The 25,647-nt window shown below is 35.8% G+C and carries 20 protein-coding genes, 1 tRNA gene and 3 pseudogenes; 14 read left to right on the top strand and 10 right to left on the bottom strand.

What is annotated here, in order from left to right; genetic code table 11:
- Positions 1–135 precede the first annotated feature (135 nt).
- Positions 136–942, top strand: a complete 807-nt coding sequence (locus AB6N09_RS00455) for a hypothetical protein (RefSeq protein ID WP_411130999.1) — start codon at positions 136–138, stop codon at positions 940–942.
- A 614-nt stretch (positions 943–1,556) separates the two neighbouring features.
- On the opposite strand, the pseudogene ruvB reads toward AB6N09_RS00455, so the two are convergent.
- The 3 genes and pseudogenes from ruvB to AB6N09_RS00440 form a co-directional block, all read right to left on the bottom strand.
- Positions 1,557–2,536 (bottom strand): annotated as a pseudogene (ruvB, locus tag AB6N09_RS00450) (Holliday junction branch migration DNA helicase RuvB).
- A pseudogene (gene ruvA / locus AB6N09_RS00445) lies at positions 2,533–3,105 on the bottom strand (Holliday junction branch migration protein RuvA). The pseudogenes ruvB and ruvA overlap by 4 nt, the downstream one beginning before the upstream one ends.
- A 127-nt stretch (positions 3,106–3,232) precedes the next feature.
- Positions 3,233–3,730, bottom strand: a complete 498-nt coding sequence (locus tag AB6N09_RS00440; RefSeq protein ID WP_411130998.1) for a septal ring lytic transglycosylase RlpA family protein — start codon at positions 3,728–3,730, stop codon at positions 3,233–3,235.
- 201 nt (positions 3,731–3,931) lie between these two features.
- Between AB6N09_RS00440 and murC the strand changes: the two are divergent.
- The 3 genes and pseudogenes from murC (at position 3,932) to cgtA (ending at position 7,734) form a co-directional block, all read left to right on the top strand.
- A pseudogene (gene murC, locus AB6N09_RS00435) lies at positions 3,932–5,445 on the top strand (UDP-N-acetylmuramate--L-alanine ligase).
- Between the two features lies 1 nt (position 5,446).
- Complete coding sequence (gene eno / locus AB6N09_RS00430; protein WP_411130997.1) at positions 5,447–6,724, top strand: phosphopyruvate hydratase; 1,278 nt, start codon at positions 5,447–5,449, stop codon at positions 6,722–6,724.
- A complete protein-coding gene (gene cgtA / locus AB6N09_RS00425) occupies positions 6,712–7,734 on the top strand; it encodes an Obg family GTPase CgtA (RefSeq protein WP_411130996.1) in 1,023 nt (340 codons plus the stop codon). The genes eno and cgtA overlap by 13 nt, the downstream gene beginning before the upstream one ends.
- A 775-nt stretch (positions 7,735–8,509) precedes the next feature.
- On the opposite strand, the gene AB6N09_RS00420 is transcribed toward cgtA, so the two are convergent.
- The 5 genes from AB6N09_RS00420 to AB6N09_RS00400 form a co-directional block, all read right to left on the bottom strand.
- On the bottom strand, positions 8,510–9,253 hold the full coding sequence (locus tag AB6N09_RS00420) for a putative folate metabolism gamma-glutamate ligase (protein WP_411130995.1): 744 nt from the start codon (positions 9,251–9,253) through the stop codon (positions 8,510–8,512).
- Positions 9,243–9,737 (bottom strand): dihydrofolate reductase, encoded by a 495-nt coding sequence (locus AB6N09_RS00415; RefSeq protein WP_411130994.1) that lies wholly within the window; start codon positions 9,735–9,737, stop codon positions 9,243–9,245. The genes AB6N09_RS00420 and AB6N09_RS00415 overlap by 11 nt, the downstream gene beginning before the upstream one ends.
- Entirely contained in the window at positions 9,734–11,032 is a 1,299-nt protein-coding gene (gene folP / locus AB6N09_RS00410) for a dihydropteroate synthase (protein ID WP_411130993.1), read from the bottom strand. The genes AB6N09_RS00415 and folP overlap by 4 nt, the downstream gene beginning before the upstream one ends.
- The gene (locus AB6N09_RS00405) at positions 11,032–11,445 is read right to left on the bottom strand and encodes a dihydroneopterin aldolase (protein WP_411130992.1); all 414 of its coding nucleotides are present in this window, start codon (positions 11,443–11,445) and stop codon (positions 11,032–11,034) included. Before AB6N09_RS00405 ends, folP begins: the two co-directional genes overlap by 1 nt.
- Positions 11,446–11,544: 99 nt before the next feature.
- Entirely contained in the window at positions 11,545–12,204 is a 660-nt protein-coding gene (locus AB6N09_RS00400; protein WP_411131036.1) for a CADD family putative folate metabolism protein, read from the bottom strand.
- A 928-nt stretch (positions 12,205–13,132) separates the two neighbouring features.
- Between AB6N09_RS00400 and AB6N09_RS00395 the strand changes: the two genes are divergently transcribed.
- From AB6N09_RS00395 to AB6N09_RS00370, 6 genes are all read left to right on the top strand, one after another.
- Entirely contained in the window at positions 13,133–14,206 is a 1,074-nt protein-coding gene (locus AB6N09_RS00395; protein ID WP_411130991.1) for an AI-2E family transporter, read from the top strand.
- A 103-nt stretch (positions 14,207–14,309) separates the two neighbouring features.
- Positions 14,310–14,945: an HdaA/DnaA family protein gene (locus tag AB6N09_RS00390; protein ID WP_411131035.1), complete on the top strand. Its 636-nt coding sequence runs from the start codon at positions 14,310–14,312 to the stop codon at positions 14,943–14,945.
- A 358-nt stretch (positions 14,946–15,303) separates the two neighbouring features.
- Entirely contained in the window at positions 15,304–16,290 is a 987-nt protein-coding gene (locus AB6N09_RS00385; protein ID WP_411130990.1) for a tyrosine-type recombinase/integrase, read from the top strand.
- A 55-nt stretch (positions 16,291–16,345) separates the two neighbouring features.
- A complete protein-coding gene (locus AB6N09_RS00380) occupies positions 16,346–17,071 on the top strand; it encodes a lysophospholipid acyltransferase family protein (RefSeq protein ID WP_411130989.1) in 726 nt (241 codons plus the stop codon).
- A 50-nt stretch (positions 17,072–17,121) separates the two neighbouring features.
- Positions 17,122–17,391: a 30S ribosomal protein S20 gene (rpsT, locus tag AB6N09_RS00375; RefSeq protein WP_411130988.1), complete on the top strand. Its 270-nt coding sequence runs from the start codon at positions 17,122–17,124 to the stop codon at positions 17,389–17,391.
- 80 nt (positions 17,392–17,471) lie between these two features.
- On the top strand, positions 17,472–18,722 hold the full coding sequence (locus AB6N09_RS00370; protein ID WP_411130987.1) for a citrate synthase: 1,251 nt from the start codon (positions 17,472–17,474) through the stop codon (positions 18,720–18,722).
- Between the two features lie 546 nt (positions 18,723–19,268).
- Here the strand turns inward: AB6N09_RS00370 and AB6N09_RS00365 are convergent.
- Complete coding sequence (locus tag AB6N09_RS00365) at positions 19,269–20,681, bottom strand: hypothetical protein (protein ID WP_411130986.1); 1,413 nt, start codon at positions 20,679–20,681, stop codon at positions 19,269–19,271.
- A 136-nt stretch (positions 20,682–20,817) separates the two neighbouring features.
- Here AB6N09_RS00365 and AB6N09_RS00360 point away from each other — a divergent pair, with 136 nt between their 5' ends.
- From AB6N09_RS00360 to AB6N09_RS00345, 4 genes are all read left to right on the top strand, one after another.
- Positions 20,818–22,101 (top strand): APC family permease, encoded by a 1,284-nt coding sequence (locus AB6N09_RS00360; RefSeq protein WP_411130985.1) that lies wholly within the window; start codon positions 20,818–20,820, stop codon positions 22,099–22,101.
- A 75-nt stretch (positions 22,102–22,176) separates the two neighbouring features.
- Entirely contained in the window at positions 22,177–23,448 is a 1,272-nt protein-coding gene (locus tag AB6N09_RS00355) for an APC family permease (RefSeq protein WP_411130984.1), read from the top strand.
- Between the two features lie 172 nt (positions 23,449–23,620).
- Positions 23,621–25,141, top strand: coding sequence for a bifunctional phosphoribosylaminoimidazolecarboxamide formyltransferase/IMP cyclohydrolase (gene purH / locus AB6N09_RS00350; protein WP_411131034.1), 1,521 nt, complete (start codon positions 23,621–23,623; stop codon positions 25,139–25,141).
- Positions 25,142–25,258: 117 nt separating this feature from the next.
- A tRNA-Asn gene (locus tag AB6N09_RS00345) sits at positions 25,259–25,330 on the top strand.
- A gap of 125 nt (positions 25,331–25,455) precedes the next feature.
- On the opposite strand, the gene AB6N09_RS00340 is transcribed toward AB6N09_RS00345, so the two are convergent.
- The gene (locus AB6N09_RS00340; protein WP_411131033.1) at positions 25,456–25,506 is read right to left on the bottom strand and encodes a hypothetical protein; all 51 of its coding nucleotides are present in this window, start codon (positions 25,504–25,506) and stop codon (positions 25,456–25,458) included.
- Positions 25,507–25,647: the final 141 nt, after the last annotated feature.

Raw genomic sequence — 25,647 nt, 5'->3', positions numbered from 1 at the left:
AGATGAACCTTTAACTTAAAGTTATATTATATTTTCACCGACAAAATTTACAATTGTTTTAATATTTTTACCTTGCAATTAACCATAATTTAGTTATTCTTATGCAAGATTAGTAATATTATATGGTAATAAGAAATGGGTAACAAAGAAAGCGGTAAACGTAGCGCTAAGCCTAATGCAGGTAAAGGAAAAAGTAAAGCCCAGCACAGCGTAGGGACTGATTATAGTAAAGACAGCGCGGCACGTGAGAAGCTTCTTACCGAAGTTGAGTATTCCTTGGTAGATGACTATCAGGATTTTGATAAAGTGAATAAAAACCAGAAGCTTAGACAACTGTTTGATTTGATTAAAGAAAAGAAATTAACGTTTAGTAAAATCTTAGCAGACAGTGGAGATGGGAAATATAGGCAAGAAAACAATCTAATAAACAAAATTTTCAAACTGGGTCTTACGGGTAAAAAGGCAAAAAAAGCGGATGAGATAATACAAAGAAAAGTATCGAGGGTAGAGGAACTGGAACAGAATTTTAACGAATTATTTAAGGTATTGAGGGAAAAAACAGCTCCTGATTTTGAGAGCCAAGACAAAAAGCGTAATAGGCAAGGGTTTAAGGAAACTTCAACACAGGACCATAGTAAGAAAAAAGAATATGAGTACTCAAAGCGAAGGAATTTCTTGAAATCAATACCAATTATTGGAAAGTTTTTAGCAAAAGTTTTCACACCTGAAAAAATAGAAATTATCATCGACCCTATAGATAAAAGCAGGAAGGCATATGAAGCGTATGAAAAACCACACAAATTTGTGGTTCACTATAACAAAGCGAAAGATGAGGCAAAAATAATTCGCACGGACGGTAAGCACGAGAAAGTAATAAGCAGTAAAGTTAAGCATGGTAGTGTTGAACAAGTGGAACACGAGGAGAAAAGTCGTGATTCATAAGTATCTTATCTAAAAAGCCCCAGCTGCGCTTTTGTTGCGTAGCAAGTGGAGTTATACCAATTCTCACTATGCAGATAGAAACAAAAAACTACTTGACAACCTTTGCCGTTACCCTTATTATAGTATTGAAGCTATTCATTTAACTTCGCAATCTGCAGATTAAAATGACAAAGGAAATTTTGTATTTGGCGTCTCATATTTAAATTTTTGCACTATGTGCACTCCATGTCTTCATAAAACTTCTAGGTTTTTGCCTACACAAGCTGAAACACGCTTATAAGCCGTTTAAGACAGTATAGAACGTCAAATAGAACAAGGGAGAATTTGAATACTAGCTGCTCTAGGTTTCTTTTGCCTTTTTTTCTCTATTTAGTAAATTTCTTAAGCATGAAGGTTACATCAACTTTCGTTATCAAACAAGATATATAATAAGTTCGCTAAATCTCTAATTGTAGAGAAACTTTTTAATTTACCATTGGGACTTGGTTAAAATTTCACCTACTTGGCTTGAGCAGCAGGAGCTTTGTGTTGTGGTATATCGACATCTTTCACATCTGTTGAAGGCTGCTGCAAAACTTTAATTGATTCAGAACTTTTTTGTAGTTGCGTTTGTGTCAATATCGAAGGCCCAAATACTCCTTTGCTTGATCGGTTAAAATACGTCCTCTTGGTGTGCGCTTTACAAAACTAATTTTTATTAAATAAGGTTCTACTGTTTCTTCAATATTGCCAGCATCTTCAGATAACGCAATAGATATGGTGTCAATTCCAACAGGTCCTGAGGTATTGAATAAAAATCTTAGATAATCCATATCTAATTTATTTAATCCCATCTTATCTATGCCCAATTTTGATAGCGCAGAGTCAGCAATTTCGTAGGTAATTTTTTTATCATCTTCCGCTTCAACAAAATCTCTTATTCTTCTGAGTAACCTCAAAGCAATTCTTGGAGTGCCGCGTGTACGGCAGGCAATTTCCCATACGGCACCCTACTCGATTTCAGCAAAGAGGACTCTTGCGCCTCTTTTTATAATGTCAACCAATTCCTCAAAAGAATAAACTCGAGGTACAAAGGGATGCCAAAACGATCCCTCAGCGGTGCAGAAAGCAGCCCAAGCAGTGTTGTTGCTCCAATCAACGTAAATGGTGGCAAATCTATCCTTAAAGTGCGAGTGGACGGGCCTTCGCCTACTAGCATGTCTAGGTAAAAGTCTTCCATGGCGGTGTATAAGACTTCTTCAATGCTGCGATTTAACCTATGGATTTCATCGATAAATAAGACATCTTTTGCATTTAAAGTGGTAAGCACTTCAGCTAAATCCCCAGCTTTGTTAAGTAAAGGACCAAAAGTTGCGCGAAAGCTAACCCTTAACTCTTTAGAGACAATTTGTGCTAAGGTTGTTTTGCCAAGCCCTGGAGGACCGTGTAGCAAAACATGATCCAAAGCTTCAGCTCTCGTCTTTGCAGCATTTATAAACACTTTTAAGTTTTGTATTAAATCTTTTTGCCCAACAAAATCATCAAGTTGTTCAGGCCTGATGTTTACATTACGCACATCTTTAGCATATTCTTTGCCACATGATATTGACTTCATAATGTTGAAAGCTCCTTAAGAGCTATGCGAATAATCTCTTTAGTGTCCAGGTTTGGCCTGTATTTTTTTATAGTATTATAAGCTTTCGTTTTTTCATATCCAAGATTGATCAATGCTGAAATGGCATCTTCATTAATTGGATGGAAATTGCTGTTATTTATTTCTAATTTGCTCACTTTGCCACTCAGTTCTGTAATAATTCAATTAATGAGTTTGAGGCCAAGCCCACTGATCTTGAGTGTTGCTTTATCTTCATTCATAATTGCCAAAAACAACTGCTCTGGGGTTAATTTACTCAAAATCGACATCGCAGTTTTATAGCTAACGCCGCTCACCTTAACAAGCAAGCGCAAGCATTGCTGCTCTTCTCTGCTTATGAAACCATATAGCTGAGTAATGTTTTCTCTATTATTTGCACAGGTTTCAATAAGCAATTTGATTTTACTTCCAGTGGAACATGCATTTAAGGTTTTGGCTGAAAGGTATACTATATAGCCAACATAATTTACATTCAGGATTATATGATCGCTATGAACTTCGTCGACTATTCCGCTTAGGTTTCCTATCATTTTTAGCACTGTATAGAGTGCAGTTTAAAAACTCCTGGGTCCTAGGTCAAGTATTGGTCTGAGATGTGTGGTCTTACTCTTTTGAATTTACACGTTTACAGTGCTCCAGAATCTAACTATCACACCACTACTTATAACTTACCTTCACACAATATCGGTCGTTCTTAAAAAGCAATCTAACATTTTTTATTCCTTGATTACAAAGCTTTGATGCAGCTGACTTGGCAGCCTGAGCATTTTCGAAAAACGCAACATATCCCCTACTTTCTGCACTGTTTTGTTTTGGGTGGCGTTTCTGCATTTCTTTTTCATACTGCTTTTTATAATTAGGAGCTTTTTGTACTAATCGTTCTGACATTTTCCTTAGATACTGAACTTTTATTTTTGCAAGCTCAGATTTATGGAATCCTAAAATTTTAGCTGCTTTTTCCGAAAGATCTATTATTCTGCCATTAACAAATGGCCCTCTATCATTAACCCTTACAACAAGTTTTCTCCCGTTTTCTAGGTTGGTGACAAGAACAAAGCAGGGTAGAGGCAAAGTCTTGTGCGATGCGGAAATTGAGTTACGGTCAAACACTTCACCGTTTGCTGTAGTGTACCATGATCTTCCATCCCATACCACGATGCTACTCCTATTTCCTCGTAATGATTACAGTGTTTGGGATGATAAGTTACCACATTTATTGTATAGCTATTGCCAATTTTATAATGGCCTGCAGCATTGTTACACCTGCTGCGAAAACCGCAACTACTTATCAAACAAATATTAGGCATAAAAAAGCTAGATTTTTTATCATTTTATTCAATGAAAGGGTTCGATACCATGAGGATTCTAAATTATACTATAACAAATTTAGTAATCAGTAAACGTCTACTGCTAAATATGAACAATACTCGAAAAGAAACAATACATATAATTGGTATAGGTGGAATTGGGATGAGCGCAATTGCTGAAATTCTTCATAACTCTAATCATAAAGTCCAAGGCAGTGATACGCAATCAAATGACAATGTAGATAGATTACAAAAGCTAGGTATAGAGGTCTATATTGGCCACAATGCCAATAACATTAAACAAGCTCAAATAGTAGTACATTCTTCTGCGATAAAATCCGACAATGTGAAGTTAGTTGCCGCAAGAGATAACAATAAGACCATTTTACATAGGTCATACATACTCGCTGAGATTATGAAAGATAAATATGTGATAGCAGTTTCAGGTTCAAGCGGAAAGACAACAACGGCTATGATTGCTTATATTTTTGACCACTCTGGTACCGATGCAACTGTAATTGTGGGAGGGACATTAAACTCCTATCGAAATAACTCAAAACTTGGCAAGAGTGACATTTTTTTGACTGAGGCTGATTAATCTGATGGAACTATGTTAAAAATCCCTGCAAATATCGCTGTCATAACTAGTGTTAATGATGATCACATAGACCATTACGGTACACTTGACAATATCAAAGATGCATTTTCTCAATTTGTAAACAGGGCAGACTTTGCAATTTTGCCTGATTCTGTAGGCATCAATTGTGATGCAGGTAATTTTATAACGTTTGGGTTCGAAGATGTGTCTCCTTCTGTCATCCAATCCTCCTTTGTCATCCAAGTGCGTGACACTGGGATCCAGAAAAAAATCAGCGTCACACTCTGCAAAAGTGAATAACGTTAGAGCTGCAAACATTAAGCAGCATATTAGCAGCATAGAATTTGACGTGTTGATTGACAATAACCACAGAATAAAGAATGTAGTACTATCAAACGCAATAGGTATTCACAAAGTCAGCAACGCCCTAGCTGCAATATCGGTTGCGGTAAAGCTTGGAATTGGCGATGCGGATATCAAAAAGGGCCTTGTGGAATTTAAAGGAGTAGCAAGAAGATTTTCTTTAACTACTGATATTAAAGGCGTTAAGTTAATTGAGGACTATGCCCATCATCCAAACGAAATACAGGCAACCCTGGCAGCAGCACGCTTGATCACTAAAGGAAAGGGTAATAGGAATCATCGAACCGCTCCGTTTTGCTCGCATTCGTAAATTTTTTCATGAGTTCGTACAAGTCTTTATGATGTTTGACTATGTCATTCTCACTCCTGTTCATCCTCCAGATGATGAGCCTATTCCCGGTTGTGGAATTGATGATATACAGAAAGCTTTAATCAGCAATGGGTTTAGTAACGTAGAGATTATGAATAATGCTTTGCCAATTTCACATTTCATCAATGATTCGACAAATTCAGGTGATGTAGTACTATTTATTGGTGCTGGTGGTAATATAGCCAAACTAGCGAAAGAAACTGCAGCACTTATGTCGGAAATAGAGGTTTAACATGATGAAAAAGATAATTAACAATGTATTCGCAAGAGAAATTTTAGATAGCAGGGGTTATCCAACCGTTGAGGTAGAAGTTGAGCTCTGTGATGGAGCAACAGGTAGAGCTTCTGTACCTTCTGGAGCTTCAACCGGAAAACTAGAAGCCTTAGAATTTAGAGATCAAGATGAAAAAAGATATTGCGGTAAAGGAGTGCTGAAAGCTGTTCAATCTGTGAATGAAGTGATAGCAGATGAAATTGTTGGCATGGATACAGCAAACCATGCCGTGATTGATAAGGCTTTAATAGAGCTAGATGGAACGCAAAACAAATCAAAACTTGGAGCAAATGCAACTTTAGGGGTGTCCCTTGCCGTTGCAAAAGCAGCAGCAAACAGTTTCAAAATGCCACTATATAAATATTTAGGAGGAGAGCAGGCAAGTGTTATGCCGGTTCCACTCATTAACATAATCAACGGCGGAGCACATGCAGACAATAAACTCGATTTTCAAGAATTTATGATTCTTCCTGTTGGAGCTGAAGCTTTCAGTGAAGCGATCAGAATGTCCGCAGAGGTGTTTCATAACTTGCGCAGCATTCTCAAGAAAAAGGGTTACAGCACAAATGTAGGAGATGAGGGTGGTTTTGCACCGAATATCGAAAGCACCGAAGAAGCTCTTAATCTGATAATTCATGCTGTAGAGTCTGCCGGTTATTCAATACAAAATCATTTTGCATTAGGCCTTGATGTGGCTTCATCTACTTTTTATGAAGATAAAATTTACAAATTTGAAAATAGAGAGCTTACTTCAGAGGAATTGGCTGAGTACTATTGCGGCCTTGTCGAAAAATATCCAATAATTTCTTTAGAAGATGCAATGAGTGAAGATGATCACGAAGGTTGGAAATTGCTTACCGCAAAACTTGGAAACAAAGTTCAATTGGTCGGAGATGATTTGTTTGTTACAAATTGTGAGCTGATACATAAAGGAGTAAAGGAGAAAATGGCAAACGCTGTACTAATCAAGCCAAATCAGATAGGAACATTAACGGAAACTTTTGCTGCCATTGAAATGGCAAAATCAAATGGCTACAAAGTAGCCATTTCTCACCGATCAGGTGAAACAGAAGACACAACGATATCTCATATAGCAGTTGCATCGAATTGTGGACAAATAAAAACTGGCTCGCTATCGCGTTCTGATAGGCTTGCAAAGTATAATGAGCTGCTGAGAATAGAAGGTACGTTAGGAAGAAATGTCAAATATTATAGTGGTTTGCCATGGACTTTATAGACGAAGTTAGATTGTATCTAAAGGCAGGTGATGGCGGTGATGGCTGTGTGAGTTTTCGTCGAGAAAAATTCGTTGAATTTGGTGGTCCAAACGGTGGTAATGGAGGGAAGGGAGGAGGCATAGTTTTTATTAGTGATGCAAATCTCAACACTTTGCTTAATTTTCGTTATAGGAGACACATTAAAGCAAACGATGGAAAAAGTGGTGCAAGCAGAGATAGGTCTGGCACAGCAGAAAAAGACGTCGTACTTAAAGTTCCAGTTGGGACACAAATAATCGATGAAGAAAGTGAGGAGGTGATAGTAGACCTTGATAAACCTGAGATGGAATTTCAAGTAGTGCAAGGTGGAAAAGGTGGACTCGGAAACACCAATTTTAAATCCTCTACCAACAGGGCACCAAGGCATTTTACCTACGGTCAACCTGGCGAAGAAAAATATGTATTATTAAAACTAAAAGTTTTATCTGACATTGGCATTATCGGCATGCCAAACGCAGGTAAATCAAAATTTTTAACTCGCTGTTCAAATGCGGATACAAAAGTAGGTGATTATCCATTCACCACGATAAGACCACATTTAGGTGTAGCAAAAGTGGATGATAGCGAAATTGTAATAGCAGATATTCCAGGAATAATCTCTGATGCTCACCTTGGAGTTGGGCTTGGACATAAATTCTTGAAGCACATAGAAAGGTGTAAAATTTTACTGCATTTAATTGATGTAACTCACGATGATGTCATTTCAGCGTATGATTGCACACACAATGAGCTGGGGCTTTACAATAGTGATCTTGTTAGAAAAGAGGAAGTTGTGTTGTTAAACAAATGTGACTTATCGGAAGAAGAAGAAATTCTGGAGAAGAAGAATCATTTGGCTAACTACCTTGATAAAGAAGTACTATGCTTATCAATCGATGATGATTTACAGCCCATTTTGAGGTTATTAAGTGAAAAATTGAAAAAGAACGACACTAGGGAAACTGATGTATATGATCCTTTTAAGGCATGAATTTCCCGTTCAATGGCTACGTATAAACAAATCCAATATTACTTTCGCCGACTTGAGCAATTTTCTGTTAAGAATGTGATATTTTAGACATAAAGTCTCCTCATGTAAAAAATTTAGAAAAAATGCAACGCACATACGACAGAGACGTGTGTGCACCCACGCACACTGAAAAGGTCTGCATACGGAGATAGATTTTGAGCTCTCTAAATATCTCTACTGTAATTAGAGTAACACTGGATAAATAGGCGAAGTAATTTTTTACTGGAAATCCATTTATACCAAATCTATATGGTAATAGGATAAATTAAAAAGTTTCCCTACGATTAGCGAATTTATTATGTATCTTGTTTGATAACGAAAGTTAGTGTAACCTTTGTGCTTAAGAAATTTACTAAATATAAAAAAAGGCAAAAGAAACCCAGATAGCTAGTTATTCACTAGCTATCTTATAACATTGGCGTTTTTGATGTCTTAAACGACTTATAAGCGCGTTTCAGCTTGTATAGGTAAAAAACCAGAAGTTTTATAAAGACATGCAGTGCACATAGTGCGAAAAATTAAACATGAGACGCCAAATATGCTAAGTTTTTTTGTCATTTAATATGCACAGACTGAAGATAAATAATAGCTTCGGTACCATAATAAAGGTAACAGCGGAGGTTGTCAAGTAGTTTTTTCTCATATGCCAAAAGCCGATTTGTTATGCAATAGATCTAACGTATGATATAAAAGGAAAAGTCAGGCTGCATGACCTAGTCTTGTACATTTTTTTAATCTACCCCTCATTCTTCAACCACCGGGCTTTCATGAGCAGAGGAGAATAAAGGTCGTCTTCCACTGATATCTTAACACTTCTCTCTTCTTCTATAGTCGGTGGACGAGTAAGAAAGCGGATTTTTGGCACATCTTTAATTACTGCCATTGGCGTTTGTTCTGCCCCTTCTCCCATAACTAAAACAGCAGATGTTGCCAGCGCATCAAGAAGATTGATTTGTGTTACCTGGAGTGGCTTACTATAAAGATCTGGCTTGCCTACATAGGAATAAAGCGGCTCAAACCCACACCAACCAAGAGCAATTCCTGTAACCCCAAGGCGCATAGGCGCTATACTACTATCTGTAATCAAAATACCAAGATGCTTTATGCAACGTTTTGTCCTTAGGTAGTCCCATACTGATACAGCTGTTTTCTGAACATCTTTTGGATATAGAATATACACCTCATCACCATTTGATTCATCAATACCGGCAGATGGAATTAAGATATTATCTTTAATTGTCAAATAGATACTGCAAAGATTGCAATCTGTATCAACAATCGCATCAGCTTCTTTTTTAATCAGCTCTTCTTTAGAACAGGCAGTTTTGTGAACTACTTGCTTTTGGCAAATGGAAATGATTTTTGATGTGATAGCAAGCACAACCTCCTCCCTCAATAATTTTGAAACATAGCAATCAAGAATCTTCTCTAATGCTTCACCGCATTCAACGCGGTGTGTGTAAATTGCTTCAACTTGCATATATTAGCCTGCATATAGTGTAATCTTTTGTTTCAATAAGAATGGTTTTATTCCACACATCAAGGAGTGCTAAGTTGAAATATACATCACCTTTATAAGGTTTGTGAATTTCTGTTATGATAAATTCTGAGATTAGATCATGTTCTAAAAAAAGGTGCGCTATCTGTGCTCCGCCAATCATGAAGATTTTGGGGTAATTCCAACTATTTTGAATTGATAGAAACTCTTGCATAGAAGAAACAATAGTACATTTTATACCTCTATTAAAACACGAACTTAGCTTGTTACGAGAAAAAACAACAGGAACACGATTCTTCAATATGTTTTGAGGTATTGCTTCAAATGTCTTTCTTCCCATAACAATAACTTGTTTATCAGTCACTTGGCAAAAATGCTCCAGCTCACTTGGGTAGTCCCAGGGCAATCCATTATTTATTCCAATTACCCCGCTTGGATCAACGGCCATAACTCCGATAATCATCATCCATGTAAAGCAGCTTGGGCTACAAAAAATCTCATGTGATCGCGCACATTATGCACTCGAAGGAAATCAACCTTATTGTGTAATACAGACGACGTGGAAATTGTTTCCAAATCTCGGTTAAAGGCAAGTTCTGAAGAAAAAGAAGAAATGAATGACTTTCTAGAATGACCCACTAGAACCTTGCAGCCGAAACTTTGTAATGCTTCTATCTTGCGTAAAATCCAGATATTCTGATATAGGGATTTTCCAAAACCTATACCAGGATCAATAATTATTGAGCTTTTATTAAAACCTAGAGCTAGTAATTTATCAATACTTTTCTCTGCCCAGTGATTTATGGTGTTGATGGGGTCAGTGTTACCTGGAATAATGTTGTCCTTATGTGGTGGTATAGAGAGTGAATGCATAATAACGATGCTACACCCACCGCTAGCAATTTCTTTTAAGGTATTATCATCTAGATCTCCTTTAACATCGTTTACCCAAGCAATGCTATAATATTCCAAAGCTTTTAAAATAACATCCGGCCAGAAGCTATCAATACTTACTTTAATATCGCCAGCTTTCATATAATGACTAAGATTATCAAGTACTGGTTTTAAACGTGCATATTCTTCCTCTGGGATCCGCATCGAAGATCCAGGCCTTGTTGATTGAGCACCAAGATCAACTACTCTCGCACCATCTGACACCAGTTGCAATGCCTGTTTAGTTGCTTGATCTGCATCATAATAAAGACCACCATCTGAAAATGAATCAGGAGTGACGTTGACAATTCCCACAAGCTCTGGTGAAAGCGTAAAACTCTTTAAAAAGCGGTCTTGAACGCTAGGGGTGTTGTGAGTAACACTACTAAACGTTTTGTTAGTTGTTGGAATATCACCCATGGGGCTGAGCATTGCCATCAAGTGAAGCAAAAATGGTCTATTCAACAATTCTGGGTGAGGAATCTTAAGATAGGGTGTATCAAGCGTTAGATCATCCAATAATAAAATATCCAAGTCGATAATACGAGGTGCCCACTTTTCATGAATCTGTGGACGACCAATGTCACATTCGATTTGTTTTAGGCCTTTTAATAGCTCTTCGGGAGAAGCAAGACAGCTTCCATACACAACCATATTAAGAAATGGCTTGTTCCACTCAGTTGGGGCACCATTTGGTAAAATGGCTTTAGTTTCTAAGACAATCGAAGATTTTAGGTCTTTAAAGCAGCGCTCCTTTAGTAATTGAGTAGCTTTTTGTAAATTAGAAAGGCGATTTCCTATATTTGAACCAATAGAAATATAAATCATTAGTTGTCTTCCTGCTCTTGCAGTGCATTGCTATAGGTAAAGAGAACACCCCCATGTACATCGGGAACAGGTGGTGCAACTTTGTGAGTAGCCACTCTTATAGAAGAAATAGTATGCCTTTTCTGCATCAAAAGTTTGCTAATAATTATATATACATCGCGAGTGAAATGTTCGATTAAATTGAATTGCTTGCTTTGAGCAAGCGATTGTATACTCTGCACTACTTCCAGGTAGCAGACAGTATCCTCAAGCCGGTCAGTTATAAACCCTACAGGAGGAGACTTAAAGGTAAAATCAACATTAATACTCACTAATTGGGAATGAAACTTCTCTTCTGCACTACAGCCTAAATGAACCCAAAGCCGTAAATCCTGGATAAGGAGGTTACATAACGGTTTTGTACATAGTTCCATCTTTATACTTCTCTATTCCCTAGCTTACAAAAACCCACATGTTTATGAAGTTCACCAAATTACTCAAAAGAAGTTTTCCCCTTTATTGATAAAAACCCCTCAGCAATGTGCATATGCGTTCATCATTCCATCAAGAAAACCGCATAAAAGTTTTGCTCCTTTTTTAGCACCTTGCATAACTTTTCCTTGTTCTTCTTCATTTAAATCTGCAATAAGGTTTGCGCACTCCTCAGAATGCCACTCATCAGCATCCATGTGAACGGTAAAAAATTGGATGGAACGCCCATCATCTATTGAATAGTATTTTTTGAGGCCATCAATTTTAGATTTAGAAACCTCAGGGGTTTGACGTTCATAGGCATAAAGAGCCTCAAGACCCATTGCAAAGCCTGATCGTACAATATCAAAGTAACCATCAACCAATTCTTGTGTCTCCTTAATTTGCGCATCTTCACGAAGATCGGACCGTGAGACACCAAGCCCTTCAGCAAAACGTTGCCATAACTCTGGATGGTTCTCATCGCTTTGTTCTTCTTCTATTAAATTACCAAGCAAAACTTGTCTTATTTTTAGATTTAGACATAAAGAATGTATACTGCTAATATAACGAGGAAATGCGTGAACATGATGATAATATTCCTTAGCGTAAACTCGCAGAGCTTCAAGACTCAAATTTCCTTCATTCCATGATTGGTAAAACTGATGTTTTAATAAATGCAAATCATCTAATTCTCTATTAAGTAATTGAACAAACGTTATAATAACTCCTTAAGTTAACACAAAGCTATTCCAGCCTATTCATAAACTCACCAGATGTCAAGAGACATCATGCCGATCTTCACTAGATCTCTAGCATATCAAACCAGTTTTGGTATATACAAAAAAACTACTTGACAACCTTCGCCGTTACCATTATTTTAATACTAAAGCTATTATTTATCTTCAGTCTGTGCAGATAAAATGACAAAAAACTCAATGTACTTGGTGTCTTATATTTAATTTTTTGCACTATGTGCACCTCATGTCTTTATAAACTTTCAAGGTTTTTACCTAATATAAGCTAAAACGCGCTTGTTAAAGCGTTTAAGACAGTAAAAAACGCCAATTTAAAAGATAGATAGTGAATAACTAGCTAACGGGGCTTCTTTTGCTTTTTTCTATCATTTAGTAAATTTCTTAAATATTTATGACTAAAGCAGTATCTGGGATCTACACTTTTTTTTCACCTAGATTCCAGCGTAACGTGCACAACTGTACGAACATTGCAATTAGCAAGTAATTTGCGGGTGTCATCCCAGTGCTCCGACACCGGGCTTTCCATAATCATCAAAACGTCGTATTTTAACATAAAACAGCTACTTTTATACTCACCAACTTAATAAAATTCCTGGATGCCAGTGTCAAGCACTGGCATGACACCCGCAAATTACTTGCTAATTGCAATGTTCGTACAGTTGTGTGTCAAGCGCTGGGATGACAAAAAAAAGGAAGCGCTAACTGGATGATAAAAAAAGGTGACCTGATGTATTTTTGTATCAGAAAACACTCGCTAAGGTGCTTTTTGGCCGCTTATAGATAAACTATAGGTACTTCGTTTTTTGTAAGCTTTCTCTGTCTTTGGTAATTTGTTTTAACATAGATAAAATAAACTGTGTATTATTTTTAATAAATTGACTATGCTAAAAACATGCAAAAACGCTATGCAACTGTTTGTCTTATATTACTTCTTATAATTGGCACATTATTTTTAGTGCGCCCTATAGTTTTTCCATGCTTAATATCTATCGTTGTTGCATATTTATTTAATCCGCTAGTAGTAAAGTTTGAGGAGTATAGAATACCACGCTTATATTCTGTAATTTTTATAATACTTGTTCTACTAATGATCTTTGTATTAGCTGTTACATTTGTTTTACCTATTATATATGTTCAAATTACTTCAATATTAAATTTTTTGGTCAGTAAAGTACCTTCGTTAAACCTCAAAGTTATTCCATCTGTGTTAGAATTTCTCAATATAAAAACAGAAGATGGTTTGTTTGATCACTTATCTGAAAGCCTAGCAAAAAATTACGGCGATTATATATCTTATTTCGTAAATGCCCTTGATATTACCAGCAATTTTATAATCCAGGTGTTAAGCTCGAGCTTTAGCTTGATTCATACAGTATCATTAGCGGTGATTACTCCGGTGATGTTCTTTTATGTATTGCGTGATTGGCCTTTGATTGTAACAAAAGTTAGTAAATTAGTCCCTGTTCCTTACAGAGAAAAAGTTGCAGATTATTTTTCAAAAGTGGATTTTATTGTATCTAACTACCTAAAAGGACAGGTGAATGTATGCATTTTTATGATGATTTTTTACTCTGTAGGTCTTAGTATAATCGGGTCGAGACATTCTGTTGCTATTGGAGTTTTGTCAGGGACACTAACATTTATACCTTATATAGGGCCATTATTATATACTATCATTGGGTTTTTGAGCGCTGTTACTCAATTCAGTGGATGGTTTGAAAGCACTGCTGTTTTAATATTATTTGGTGTTGGACACCTGATGGATGCAAATATACTGGCTCCTTTATTGATAGGAAAAAAAGTCCATATACATCCAGCTGTAATTATTCTTGGGGTTACTGTATGTGCCTCATATTTTGGACTTATGGGTATATTACTTTTTGTTCCAATAATAGCAATGTTTTATGTATCAGTGAAATGTATAACCGATAAATATCTTAAAAGTGAGTTTTACAGAAATGGCTAACAGGTTTTTGCATTGTAATAAGGAGAGAGAATACCTGATGTACTCAAGAAGAGTAAGTAAATTTTGACGTAAAAGTTACCATCAGGAACACAAAATGTCTAATGTGCAATTAAATTTATTTAACAATAATCAAGCTGATTATAGTCTGCAAAACTTCATCATCTTGGATGAAAATAAACATGTGTACCACTCAGTCATTGATGATTTATCTTGGAAATGTCTGATCCTTTTTGGGCCTAAAAGTTCTGGTAAAACTCATCTTGCTCACATTTGGCAATCGATGAACGATGCGATCTTTATCAATGTGAACAATTTTATAAGCGAGATTAGATATAGCAACGCTTTTATTTTAGAAAATATACAAAACATTCAAGATGAAGCAATGTTACTGCATTGTTATAACTACATGAAAGAAAATAACAAGAAATTGCTTATTACTTCTTCAACTTCACCAAGCAAGCTTAACTTCAAGTTAAAAGATTTAAGTTCTCGCATATTATCAACCATCAGCGTAAAAATTCCATCAGCGAGCGGGGAATTGTTAAGGATTATGTTGATGAAACGGTTTTCAGATAAACAGTTCAAAATTGATTTGAAAGTGATCGATTATATTTTGGCAAGAGTTGAGCGTTCTTTTCACAGCATTAATGAAATTATAGAAAAGGTAGATGATGAATCTATGGGATCAAATGTTACCCTTCCTTTTATTAGTGCTTTATTGAAAAGAGATACTATGTGATTTCTTCTTTTAACAGAGCATATATACTAAAAATTTATTAACATCTGTAGCACTAATATAAGAGTTACCGTTTAGTTGTGCTCGCGCTATAAAAACATTATATTATTATGGATATAAGTAGATACAACCAAGAAGTGGTATATTATAGCAAAATTCACTTTGCAGGATGCTTTCTACAGATTTGATGTTATAATTTAACTATGGTAAAGGTAAGATCAAACCTAAGAAAAATTAAGACGAAGGTTTATTATACTTACTCTGTTGGTAAATATTTTATTTATTTCGTATTTTTTATTAAGAAGTACGAATAACATTTCCAATCAAACTATAGTCAAAGAAATAAATATAGGAGCTGAGAATGAAAAGAGAGCAGTTACAGAATAAAAAAGAGAATCTTTACATAACGTATTACATAGATACTTTAGTGTCAGAAAGGTCTGCTACGCAAAATACTTTAGAAAGTTATCGTTCAGATTTACGTCAACTTGAAAATTTTTTGTTGGAAAGTGGCACTACTTTAGTCAGCGCAAGCAAAACTAATATCAAAGATTATGTGAAATCTCTATACACACAAAAGAAATATAAAAGTAGTTCTATATCAAGAAAGATATCTGCTATGAAAAATTTTTATAAGTGCTTATTTAATGATGGAATAATAGATTTCAATCCAGCTCCAGCTAATGATGATGAATTGAAAAATCCAAAAGTTTCTCGTCCTTTGCCAAAATATTTGAGCGTCAAAGAAATGCTCCTGTTAATGGATACAGTCAGAAAATCAGCGAGCGAATGGAATAAAGAAATAAACGGTAGGAGGTTATGCGCTATTTTAGAAATACTTTACTCTTCCGGCATGCGTATTTCTGAACTGATTAATATGAAGTTATGTAAGGTGCTACATTTAGCAAACAGTAATGACAAAGAAAGTTATATAATAATAAAAGGAAAAAGTGGTAAGGAGAGGCAAATTCTTTTTAATGAGCAAGCGCTGGGGAGCCTTAGAAATTATTTATCACTTCGTAACAATCTGATTCCTGACGTACAGGAGTCCGATTGGCTGTTTCCAGGTAATAAACCTAATAAGCCGATTACTAGGCAAAGAATCGGTCAACTAATTAAGGGATTAGCAAGAAAATGTAATATTGATGAAAATAAAATCTCTCCACATGTGATTAGACATTCTTTTGCTACCCATCTGCTGGATAGTGGAGCAAGTATTGTGCTGATACAAAAAGTTCTTGGTCATACTAACCTTTCTACAACACAAATATATACTCATATTGCTAACAAAAAATTGAAGGACAAATTAGCTGACTCACATCCTATTACTCAGACAATCAATAGTTAAACTTATTGTTTTTAATTTGCAGTAGAGCTAAACTCAAGTAAGTTTATCTGAGTTCATGATTTCAGGCTTACTGTTCAATTTTTTCCTTATATTATGGGAGGTTCTCTATACTTCAATTACTCTCCCTATACTCTTCTTTCCTGCGCGCATAATAACTATTTTCCTTGCCTACTCAGTAAAGGTTGTATTGTTCATGCTTCGTTTATTATGTGGAGTTGAATACGCAATTAAGGGGATAGAAAACATTCCAAAGCAGCCCTTTATAATTGCTTCTAAGCACCAATCTCCGTTTGAAACATTTATTTTTATACTTTTATTTAGAAACGCAGTTTTTATTTTAAAACGTGAACTGAAGTGGATTCCATTTGTTGGGTTACACCTCATGACGCTTAGGATGATTTTTATTAACCGCTTGGATGGTATCAGCTCTATACGCTATATTGTTAAGTTAGCTAAGATGCGTATAAAAGAAAATAGAAGCATAATAATATTTCCTGAAGGCACTAGAACAGTTGCAACACAAAAAGCAAAATATCGACCAGGTGTTGCAGCTTTATATAGCGTATTATCTGTTCCTGTATTACCAATTGCTTTAAATACCGGTTTATTTTGGCCAAAGAGTATACTTTCTATAAGAAAAAATCCCGGAAAGGCAATAATAGAGATATTACCTCCGATATACCCTGGGTTAAGTAGGGATGAATTCTTGAGAAACTTAGAAAAAGCTATTGAAGAGAAAAGTAGCAAATTGGCTGCAGAAAAAACTAGTATTGCAAATTAGTGAAAAAATTCTATAATAAGGAAAGAGTACAGTGTTTTAGGTATTAATATATGGCGAATCATAAGAGTGCTAAAAAAATGATAAAGGTAATAGCAAAGCGCACTTTGATAAATAAAATGCGCAAAAGTAAAACCCGCACTGCTATTAGGAAATTGGTTGATATAATTAAGTCTTGTGATAAAGAAAATGTCATTATAGCATTTCGAAACGCTGAATCTAATTTGCACAAGTGCGTGAATAAAGGTGTCATTCATAAAAACACTGCTGCACGTAAAATAAGTCGCTTAAATGCAAAAGTCAAAGCGTTGATGACTGCTTAGTGTGGTTAATCTAAAGTTAACTAGGTTAATATATAGTCCTCGGTTTGTATGCTTTGTATAGAATTTGAGTGACCTAAGTGATGGATAAAAAAGCGTTATTAGAATTAAGCAACGGATTAAAGATTGAGCTACCCATATTAAACGGAACAGTAGGCCCTGATGTATTAAATATTAAGGATTTGTATAGGACAACAGGGTTATTCACTTATGATCCAGGGTTTGTTTCCACAGCTTCGTGTTCTTCCGCAATTACATTCATTGATGGAGATGAAGGAGTTCTTAAGTATAGGGGACATAGTATAGCTGATTTAGCAGAGAATAATAATTTTACTGCTGTAATTTACCTATTACTCTATGGTAAGTTGCCTAATTTAGAGCAACACAAAAAGTTTCTTCTGAAAATAGAGAAATTATCTAAAGTGCCAGAGCAGGTTGTAAACGTGGTTAAAGCATTTCCAAAAACTGCTCACCCTATGTCGATTTTAATTGCATGTTTTGCAAGTTTGTCAGCACTTTACCATGAGAGACATGGCAACAACGTCAACAGTGAAGATCTAGATTTTGGAATTTCTGCAATAGCGCAAGTTCCTGCAATTGTTGCAATAACGTACAGGCATATCAACGATCAGGAATTCATAAATGCCAACAACGAATTGAGCTATAGTGAAAATTTTTTAAGGATGATGTTTGGCGATGCTTTTGATAACGCTAAAAGTGTCCTTTTTGCAAAAGCTCTGGATAAAATATTTACTCTTCATGCTGACCATGAACAAAATGCTTCTACAGCAGTTGTCAGGTTGGTGGGATCAGCCAGTTCTAGCTTGTTTGCAAGCCTTTCTGCAGGAGTTGCTACACTTTGGGGACCTGCGCATGGTGGTGCTAACGAGGCAGTTATAAATATGCTAAAGGAGATAGAGCAAAGTGGAGATATAGATAAGTTCATTGAAAAAGCTAAAGATGATAAAGATCCATTCAAATTAATGGGGTTTGGTCATCGTGTTTATAAAAATTACGATCCACGCGCACGCATATTGAAGGACGCCTGTAATGAGGTTTTGGGTAAACTGGAACAAAGTAATGAACTGCTCAAGATTGCAAAAGGACTTGAGGAAATAGCTTTAAAGGATGAGTATTTTATTGTGCGCAAGCTATATCCGAACGTTGACTTTTACTCAGGTATAATAATGAACGCCATTGATATTCCTTCGAATATGTTCACGCCTATTTTTGCACTTGCAAGAACTACCGGTTGGGTTACTCAGTGGTATGAAATGGCAAATGACAAAGAAACTAAAATCAATAGACCAAGGCAGCTCTATATTGGTAAATAGACCTTCATTAAACCTCTCGCATAGTTTTTGGCAGCGCTCTAGGTATACACCCGTCAAAAACGAAAAAACTACTTGACAACCTTCATCGTCACCCTTATCATAGTAGTGAAGCTATTTATTTAACTTCCCAATCTGTACAGGTTAAAATGACAAGAAAACTTGTATTTGGCGTACTATTGTTTAATTTTTCGCACTATGTGCACTGCATGTCTTTTTAAAACTTCTGGTTTTTTACCTATACAAGCTCAAACGCGCTTATAAGTCGTTTAAGACATCAAAAACGCCAATACTGAAAATAAATACCGACCAGGGCTTCTTTTGCCTTTTTTTCTTAGTTTGGTAAACTTCTTAAATATTCATTGCTAAACAACAACCATCATCCCACTACACGTTAGTGGAATATACGTTGAGATAGCAGGTAGGATTGGATAGTAAATTGCCTTTTTCCGCTTAGTTTAGTTATGCGAGAAGCTTATTGTAATAAGGTCTTAAGTATGCAAAAGTAACTTTTTCAGTTAAAGTAAAAAATTTCCTTCCATAGCATCACTAAACAACAGAACGCTTTTCTGTTGTATGAATAAAAAATGCTTTTACTCTCTCAAGAAAAGTAGGCGGTTCTGGAGAAATTGCTATATCATCTATCACAGCATTTACTGCTTCCTTTATATCATCATCTGTGATTAACTCTCTTAATTTCTGCTTCATAGAGCCCCTTCCAACTTCTTGACCGTACCTATTATAATAATCTATATACAGCTTATTAAAGACAAATTGTTTTGCTTCTCCCATTAACTTTTCTATACTATTTTTTACTTCAAGATCCATATCATTTTCAGAATAAAAATTATCAAAATTGTCTTTTAAAACCTTTACCCTTTTACTTTCACAATGCGTAAGAAACTCTTTCGCAATGCTTGGAATTCTTCCGTACACTTGAGTGTTTACTTCGACCGTGAAGTTATTTTTTGCTTCAAGACAGCTAAGTAAATAAATAATACGGTTAAACATTCCAAGACGACATTCACCATTTCCTTCTTTTAAACGCACCAGTAACATGCACTTTAGAAAATCTGTATCTAACTTTTGATTCTTAGCTGTAGTCAAAACTAAATTTGCCACTTGTGTAAGAGTAAGGCCAGTTCTTGATTCTTGCCAAATTGCTCTGTTAGAACCATTAAAGTTAAGATAAAGCCTTAACAGCTCTTTTTGATCCATTGTTAACTGATCTGAACCATTTATGTAGTCTTCAAGTTCTTTATCCAACACATTTGGTTGATTTCCGAATTTCTGCTTCAACTCTTGAGCGCGTTGAAGAACACTGTACTCAAAACTACTCGTATGAACACTCTGACTGCCAGTGCCTACATCGCTTACATTAAACAAAAAGCTAAGTTGCTTTACATTTAAACCCAAAGGTGAAAAGAGTTTTACTAATGGATATTTTATTAACTCAAGAAGCGCTACTGGGATTAATAATATAGCATTTATAAATACTAAACATATTCTAGCACCTATTGCTCCACTATTTGATAATACTTTGCTAAGCTCCGACATTTTCGATGCACAGTACAAAAATGGCAATTGAATGCAATATATCAAATATATAGAAAAAAACAAAATTTTATCTTTTAATCCTATTGTTGGATCATTATACACTTCAGAAAAAATGTTATCACCACTATTTTCATTCTTGAAAGATTGATAGCTGCTCGTAATTTTTTCTGTAAAAATAGAACAGAGCTTATGTATGCCATAGCATGCAACACAAGCAGCAAGAAGAATTGCAAATGTTCCAAAACCAGCTAATACCTCACTTGAAGTTTTGGCAAGAAGGAATGCATAAAGCGCATTAATAAAGACATCAAACAAATGTTCGAATAAAAAAACTGCTCCAATAGCAGCGCCAACTAATAAAATATACCCACAAACAACTAAAAATCTTTTTAATCTCGGATTCATAGCCTTCACTCAATGACTAATAGAATAACTTATTATGGCATACATATAGAAAAATGCAAGCTTTTATAAAGATCGATTGAAATTTCTGAGCTTCGGTTATATTGTTAATCTATTCAGATAAAAATTAAAAGCCATTGTGTCAAATAAAATAGGTTTTTTGGCTGTTCTTGCCTTAGTGATTAGTAGCCAAATTGGCTCTGGAATTTTCATGCTTCCAATCAGCCTTGCACCATACGGCGCTTATAGCCTCATAAGCTGGGTGATATCAGGATTCGGTGCTATATCTCTCGCTTTGGTTTTTGCCTTACTCTGTGCAAAATTTCCAGAAACTGGTGGTCCTCATATTTATGTAAAACATACCTTTGGCTCTACAGCAGCTTTTTTTGTTGGCTGGACATATTGGATAAGCTCGTGGGTTAGCTCAACAGCTGTAACGGTTGCAAGTATCGGCTATTTAGTTCCACTTTTTCAAAATAATATGCAAAATATACGCTTGCTTCTAGAGATAACATTAATTTTAGCCATTATGCTAATAAACCTAAGAGGGGTAACAACTGCTGGACATGTTGAGCTTCTATTAACTGTCGTTAAAATTATTGCACTGCTTGCAATACCCGCAGCAGCTTTGTTTTTTTTTGATAGAAATAACTTTATCGTAAGCGAGGAAATTTCGAACCTCACAACATCACAGGCTCTTGCCAGCTCTACACTTCTCACCCTATGGTGTTTTATTGGACTTGAATCAGCAACAGCACCTGCAGGATCAGTTAATAATCCAGCTAGGACAATACCAAGAGCCATAGTGCTTGGCACAATCTGTGTTGCTGTTGTATATTTTATCAATAGTCTTGCAATTATTGGGCTAATCAATGGTAACGACTTAGCAAATTCAAGAGCACCATATGTTGATGCAGTGAAAACCATGTTTTCAGGTAATTGGCATTTGATTGTTTCTGTTGTTGCTTTTATTGTTTCTGTAAGTAATTTGAACGCTTGGTTCTTGGCTGATGGACAAGTTACCTTAGGCCTTGCAAAAGATAAGTTAGTGCCACAATTTTTTGCTAAAAGAAATAAGCACGATGCTCCCTTTTGTGGAATAATACTCAGTACTTTGGGAGTGCTAGTTTTACTTGTTCTAACGTCAAACAAAAATTTTGCAGAGCAAGTAACTTCGATAATTGACGTTTCTGTAGTTTCATTTTTATTTATCTATTTAGCATGTAGTTTTGCTTTTCTCAAGGTTAATGTACAAGAGAAAAATTACTGCAAATTCTTGATTGGAAGTGTGGCTGTGCTTTTTTGCTGCTGGATAATATATGAGACTCCTATAAGCACACTGCTCATGTCAAGCTTATTTCCTCTAAGCGGCACACTTATTTATTTACTTTGGTACCGCAAATCCACCTTCCTAAAAGTTTAACCTAAGAACATAATTTTTTATTTGTTAAAACTCTTGGGGTTAAGTTATACTACTGCCTAAGAATTAAGAAGTATTGTGTCAAATAAAATAGGTTTTTTAACCGTTTTGGCTTTAGTAATCAGTAGTCAAATTGGCTCTGGGGTTTTTATCCTTCCAATTAGCCTTGCACCATACGGCGCTTATAGCCTCATAAGCTGGGTGATATCAGGAGCTGGTGCTGTGTCTCTTGCACTAGTGTTTGCCACGCTATGTGCAAAGTTTCCAGAAACCGGAGGCCCTCACGTTTATGCAAAACATGCCTTTGGTCCTACAGCAGCTTTTTTTGTTGGTTGGACATATTGGGTAATCTCCTGGGTGAGTACAACAGCTCTAATAGTTGTGGGTGTTGGTTATCTTACACCATTTTTCCATGAAGATATCCAAAGCATGCGTTTGCTTTTAGAGTTGCTACTATTTACAGTCATTACGTTAGTAAATTTAAGAGGAATAGCTACCGCTGGGCGCATTGAGTTTCTACTCACGGTTATAAAAATTTCTGTATTGCTTGCAATCCCTGTAGCAGCGTTGTTTTTTTTCGATAGAAACAACTTCATTACAGGTGAAGGAATCTCAAGTCTTACAGCATCGCAGATTCTTGCCCGCTCTACACTTTTGACTTTATGGTGTTTCGTTGGAGTTGAGTTGGCGACGGCACCTGCAGGGTCGGTTGATAACCCGACCAAAACTATACCAAGAGCTGTGGTACTTGGCACAATCTGTGTTGCTGTTATATATTTTATCAATAATTTCGCGATTATGGGGTTAATAAATGGGAATGATTTAGCAAGTTCAAGAGCACCATATGTTGATGCAATAAAAATTATGTTTTCTGGTAATTGGCATTTGATTGTTTCTGTAATTGCATCCATTTTTTGTGTTGGTAGTTTAAATACTTGGGTATTATCTAGTGGACAAGTTGCTTTTGGTCTTGCTGAAGATAGACTTATGCCACAATTCTTTGCCAAAAGGAACAAACATGGTTCTCCTTTTTGGGGAATAATAACCAGCTCAGTTGGAACTGCGGTTTTGCTAATCCTTACTTCAAGTAACAATTTTGCTCAGCAAATCACTTCGATTATCGACTTTTCTGTAGTTTCATTTTTATTTGTCTACCTTACATGCAGCCTTGCTTTTCTAAAGGTTGTTGTAAAGGAGAGAAATTATTACAAGCTTTTAATTGGTAGTATAGCAACAACCTTTTGCTGCTGGGTAATACTTAAAACTCCTATAAACACCTTGCTAATTGCGAGCTTATTCACCGCAAGTGGTATACCTCTTTATTTATTTTGGTATCGCAGGGCTTTTTAAGAGCATCTCTTGAGAGTGGTTTATATGAGATTTATATAATCTCTACTTGCTGTCAAAGCTTCCATATGGTTGGATAAAATTACAAATAAAAAATTTTTAAAAAACATATGATATTTTTTACAGCTATAGCCAGACTTCCTTTTCTTATGTATAATCTTAAAAAACTTTCTATATAAAAGTGAAGAGAGCTTTAATATCGGTTTATGATAAAACAAATATAATTGGCCTTGCATCGTTTTTAACAAAGCAACAAATAGAGATTCTCTCAACAGGGAATACATATAAAATTCTATCCGATGCAGGAATAAAAACGCAAGAAGTCTCAGATTACACACAGTTTCCAGAGATACTAAGCGGTAGGGTAAAAACTTTACACCCTAAAATTCATGGAGGAATAGTAGGTGATCGAGAAAAGCACAAAAAAGAAATGCAAGATCTAGGAATTAAGCCTATAGAGCTGCTTATAATTAATCTATATCCATTTTGGAAAACAGTAAGCAGTGGCTCAAATGAAGAGCAAATTATAGAACAAATTGATATCGGCGGAGTAGCGCTCATTAGGGCTGCAGCAAAAAATTTTCATTTTACTTCAGTTATTTCTAGCACTCAAGATTATGAAACACTGAAAGCTGAGATGGTCAAAAATAACAATGAAACAACATTGGAATACAGAAAACATCTAGCAACTAAAGCATTTGCTCTCACTGCGTGCTACGATTCTAATATTTACAGTTGGTTTCTATCCCAGAGTAAAAGCAATGAGTTACCAGAGTTTTTTGCCCTATACGGACGTAAAGCACAAGAACTCAGGTATGGCGAAAATCCCCATCAAAAAGCTGCTTTTTACAGTAATCAATTCACCGAGTATCCGCTGGAAAAACTACATGGAAAAGAGTTGAGTTATAATAATATAGTGGATATAGAATCTGCGCTTAGCATAGTTTCTGAGTTTCAGGAATCTGCAGCAGTGATAATCAAGCACAATAACCCATGTGGAGCCGCCATTGGTGATAGCGCTCTGGAAGCATACGAAAAAGCTCTATCGTGTGATGAAATAAGCAGTTTTGGTGGCATAGTTGCTTTAAATCGGGAGATAGATTTAAGGTTAGCGAAAAAATTAAGCGAGATATTTTTGGAAGTAGTGATAGCACCATCAATAAACGATGAAGCACTGAAAATTTTACAGCGAAAGAAAAATTTAAGAGTAATTATCCATAGCTCTCTTCAGCAAAATGCAAAGTGTCAAATCAAAAACGTTACCGGTGGGTTTTTAGTGCAAGAAAATAATAACCATACAATAAAAGCAGAAGAAATAAGCCAAGTAACAAAGTGTGCTGCAACGGAAAAAGAAAAAGAAGATCTTATTTTTGCTTGGAAAATATGTAAGCATGTGAAATCCAACGCAATAGTTATAGCAAAAGACGGTTGTGCCATAGGTATTGGTGCAGGACAAACAAGTAGAATAGATAGTGTGAACATTGCAGTTAAAAAGGCGGGTGAAAAGTGCAAAAGTGCTGTGCTTGCCTCAGATGCATTTTTCCCATTTTCAGATAGCATAGTAGAAAGTGCAAAACATGGAATTACAGCAATAATTCAGCCTGGCAGCTCGCTGAAGGACCAAGATGTAATAGCAGCCGCAAATGAAAATAAAATTGCTATGTTTTTCACCGGTATTCGTAGCTTTTTCCATTAGGCTTTATGTTTTTTGCAAATATGTGTAATTATGCGCATTTAAGATTGCTTTGATCATAATTGCAAACAAAAACCGTTTACAATCAGCGCTCAATATGATAAATTGAAACCAGTTTATTCCTCGGTAGCTCAGTGGTAGAGCAGTTGGCTGTTAACCAATTGGTCGCTGGTTCGAATCCGGCCCGGGGAGCTTTTATACTCACCAACTTAATAAAATTCCTGGATTCCAGCGTCACGCGCTGGAATAACAACATTCGTTGTAAAAACAAATGTTCGTTCATAAATCGCAACTAGCTATAAATATTAAAAAATTTACTAAATAAAAAAAAAGGCAAAGAAACCCCGAGTGGCAAGTTTTGACTCTATAATACTTTAAATTGGCGCTATAATAATTTACTGATGCTTAGTTCAAGCGCGATTTGGCTGAATGTAGAAAAAATGAAAAAGACATGCAGCCGCTATAATTTGATACAATCCGCCAAAAAATACCCTGAGTTTTTTACTGAA

The organism is Wolbachia endosymbiont of Tettigetta isshikii (assembly GCF_041154185.1).
GTDB lineage: Bacteria > Pseudomonadota > Alphaproteobacteria > Rickettsiales > Anaplasmataceae > Wolbachia.
The sequence above is the reverse complement of the archived record's forward strand: the minus strand, read 5'-3'. Positions and strand labels throughout refer to the sequence as shown.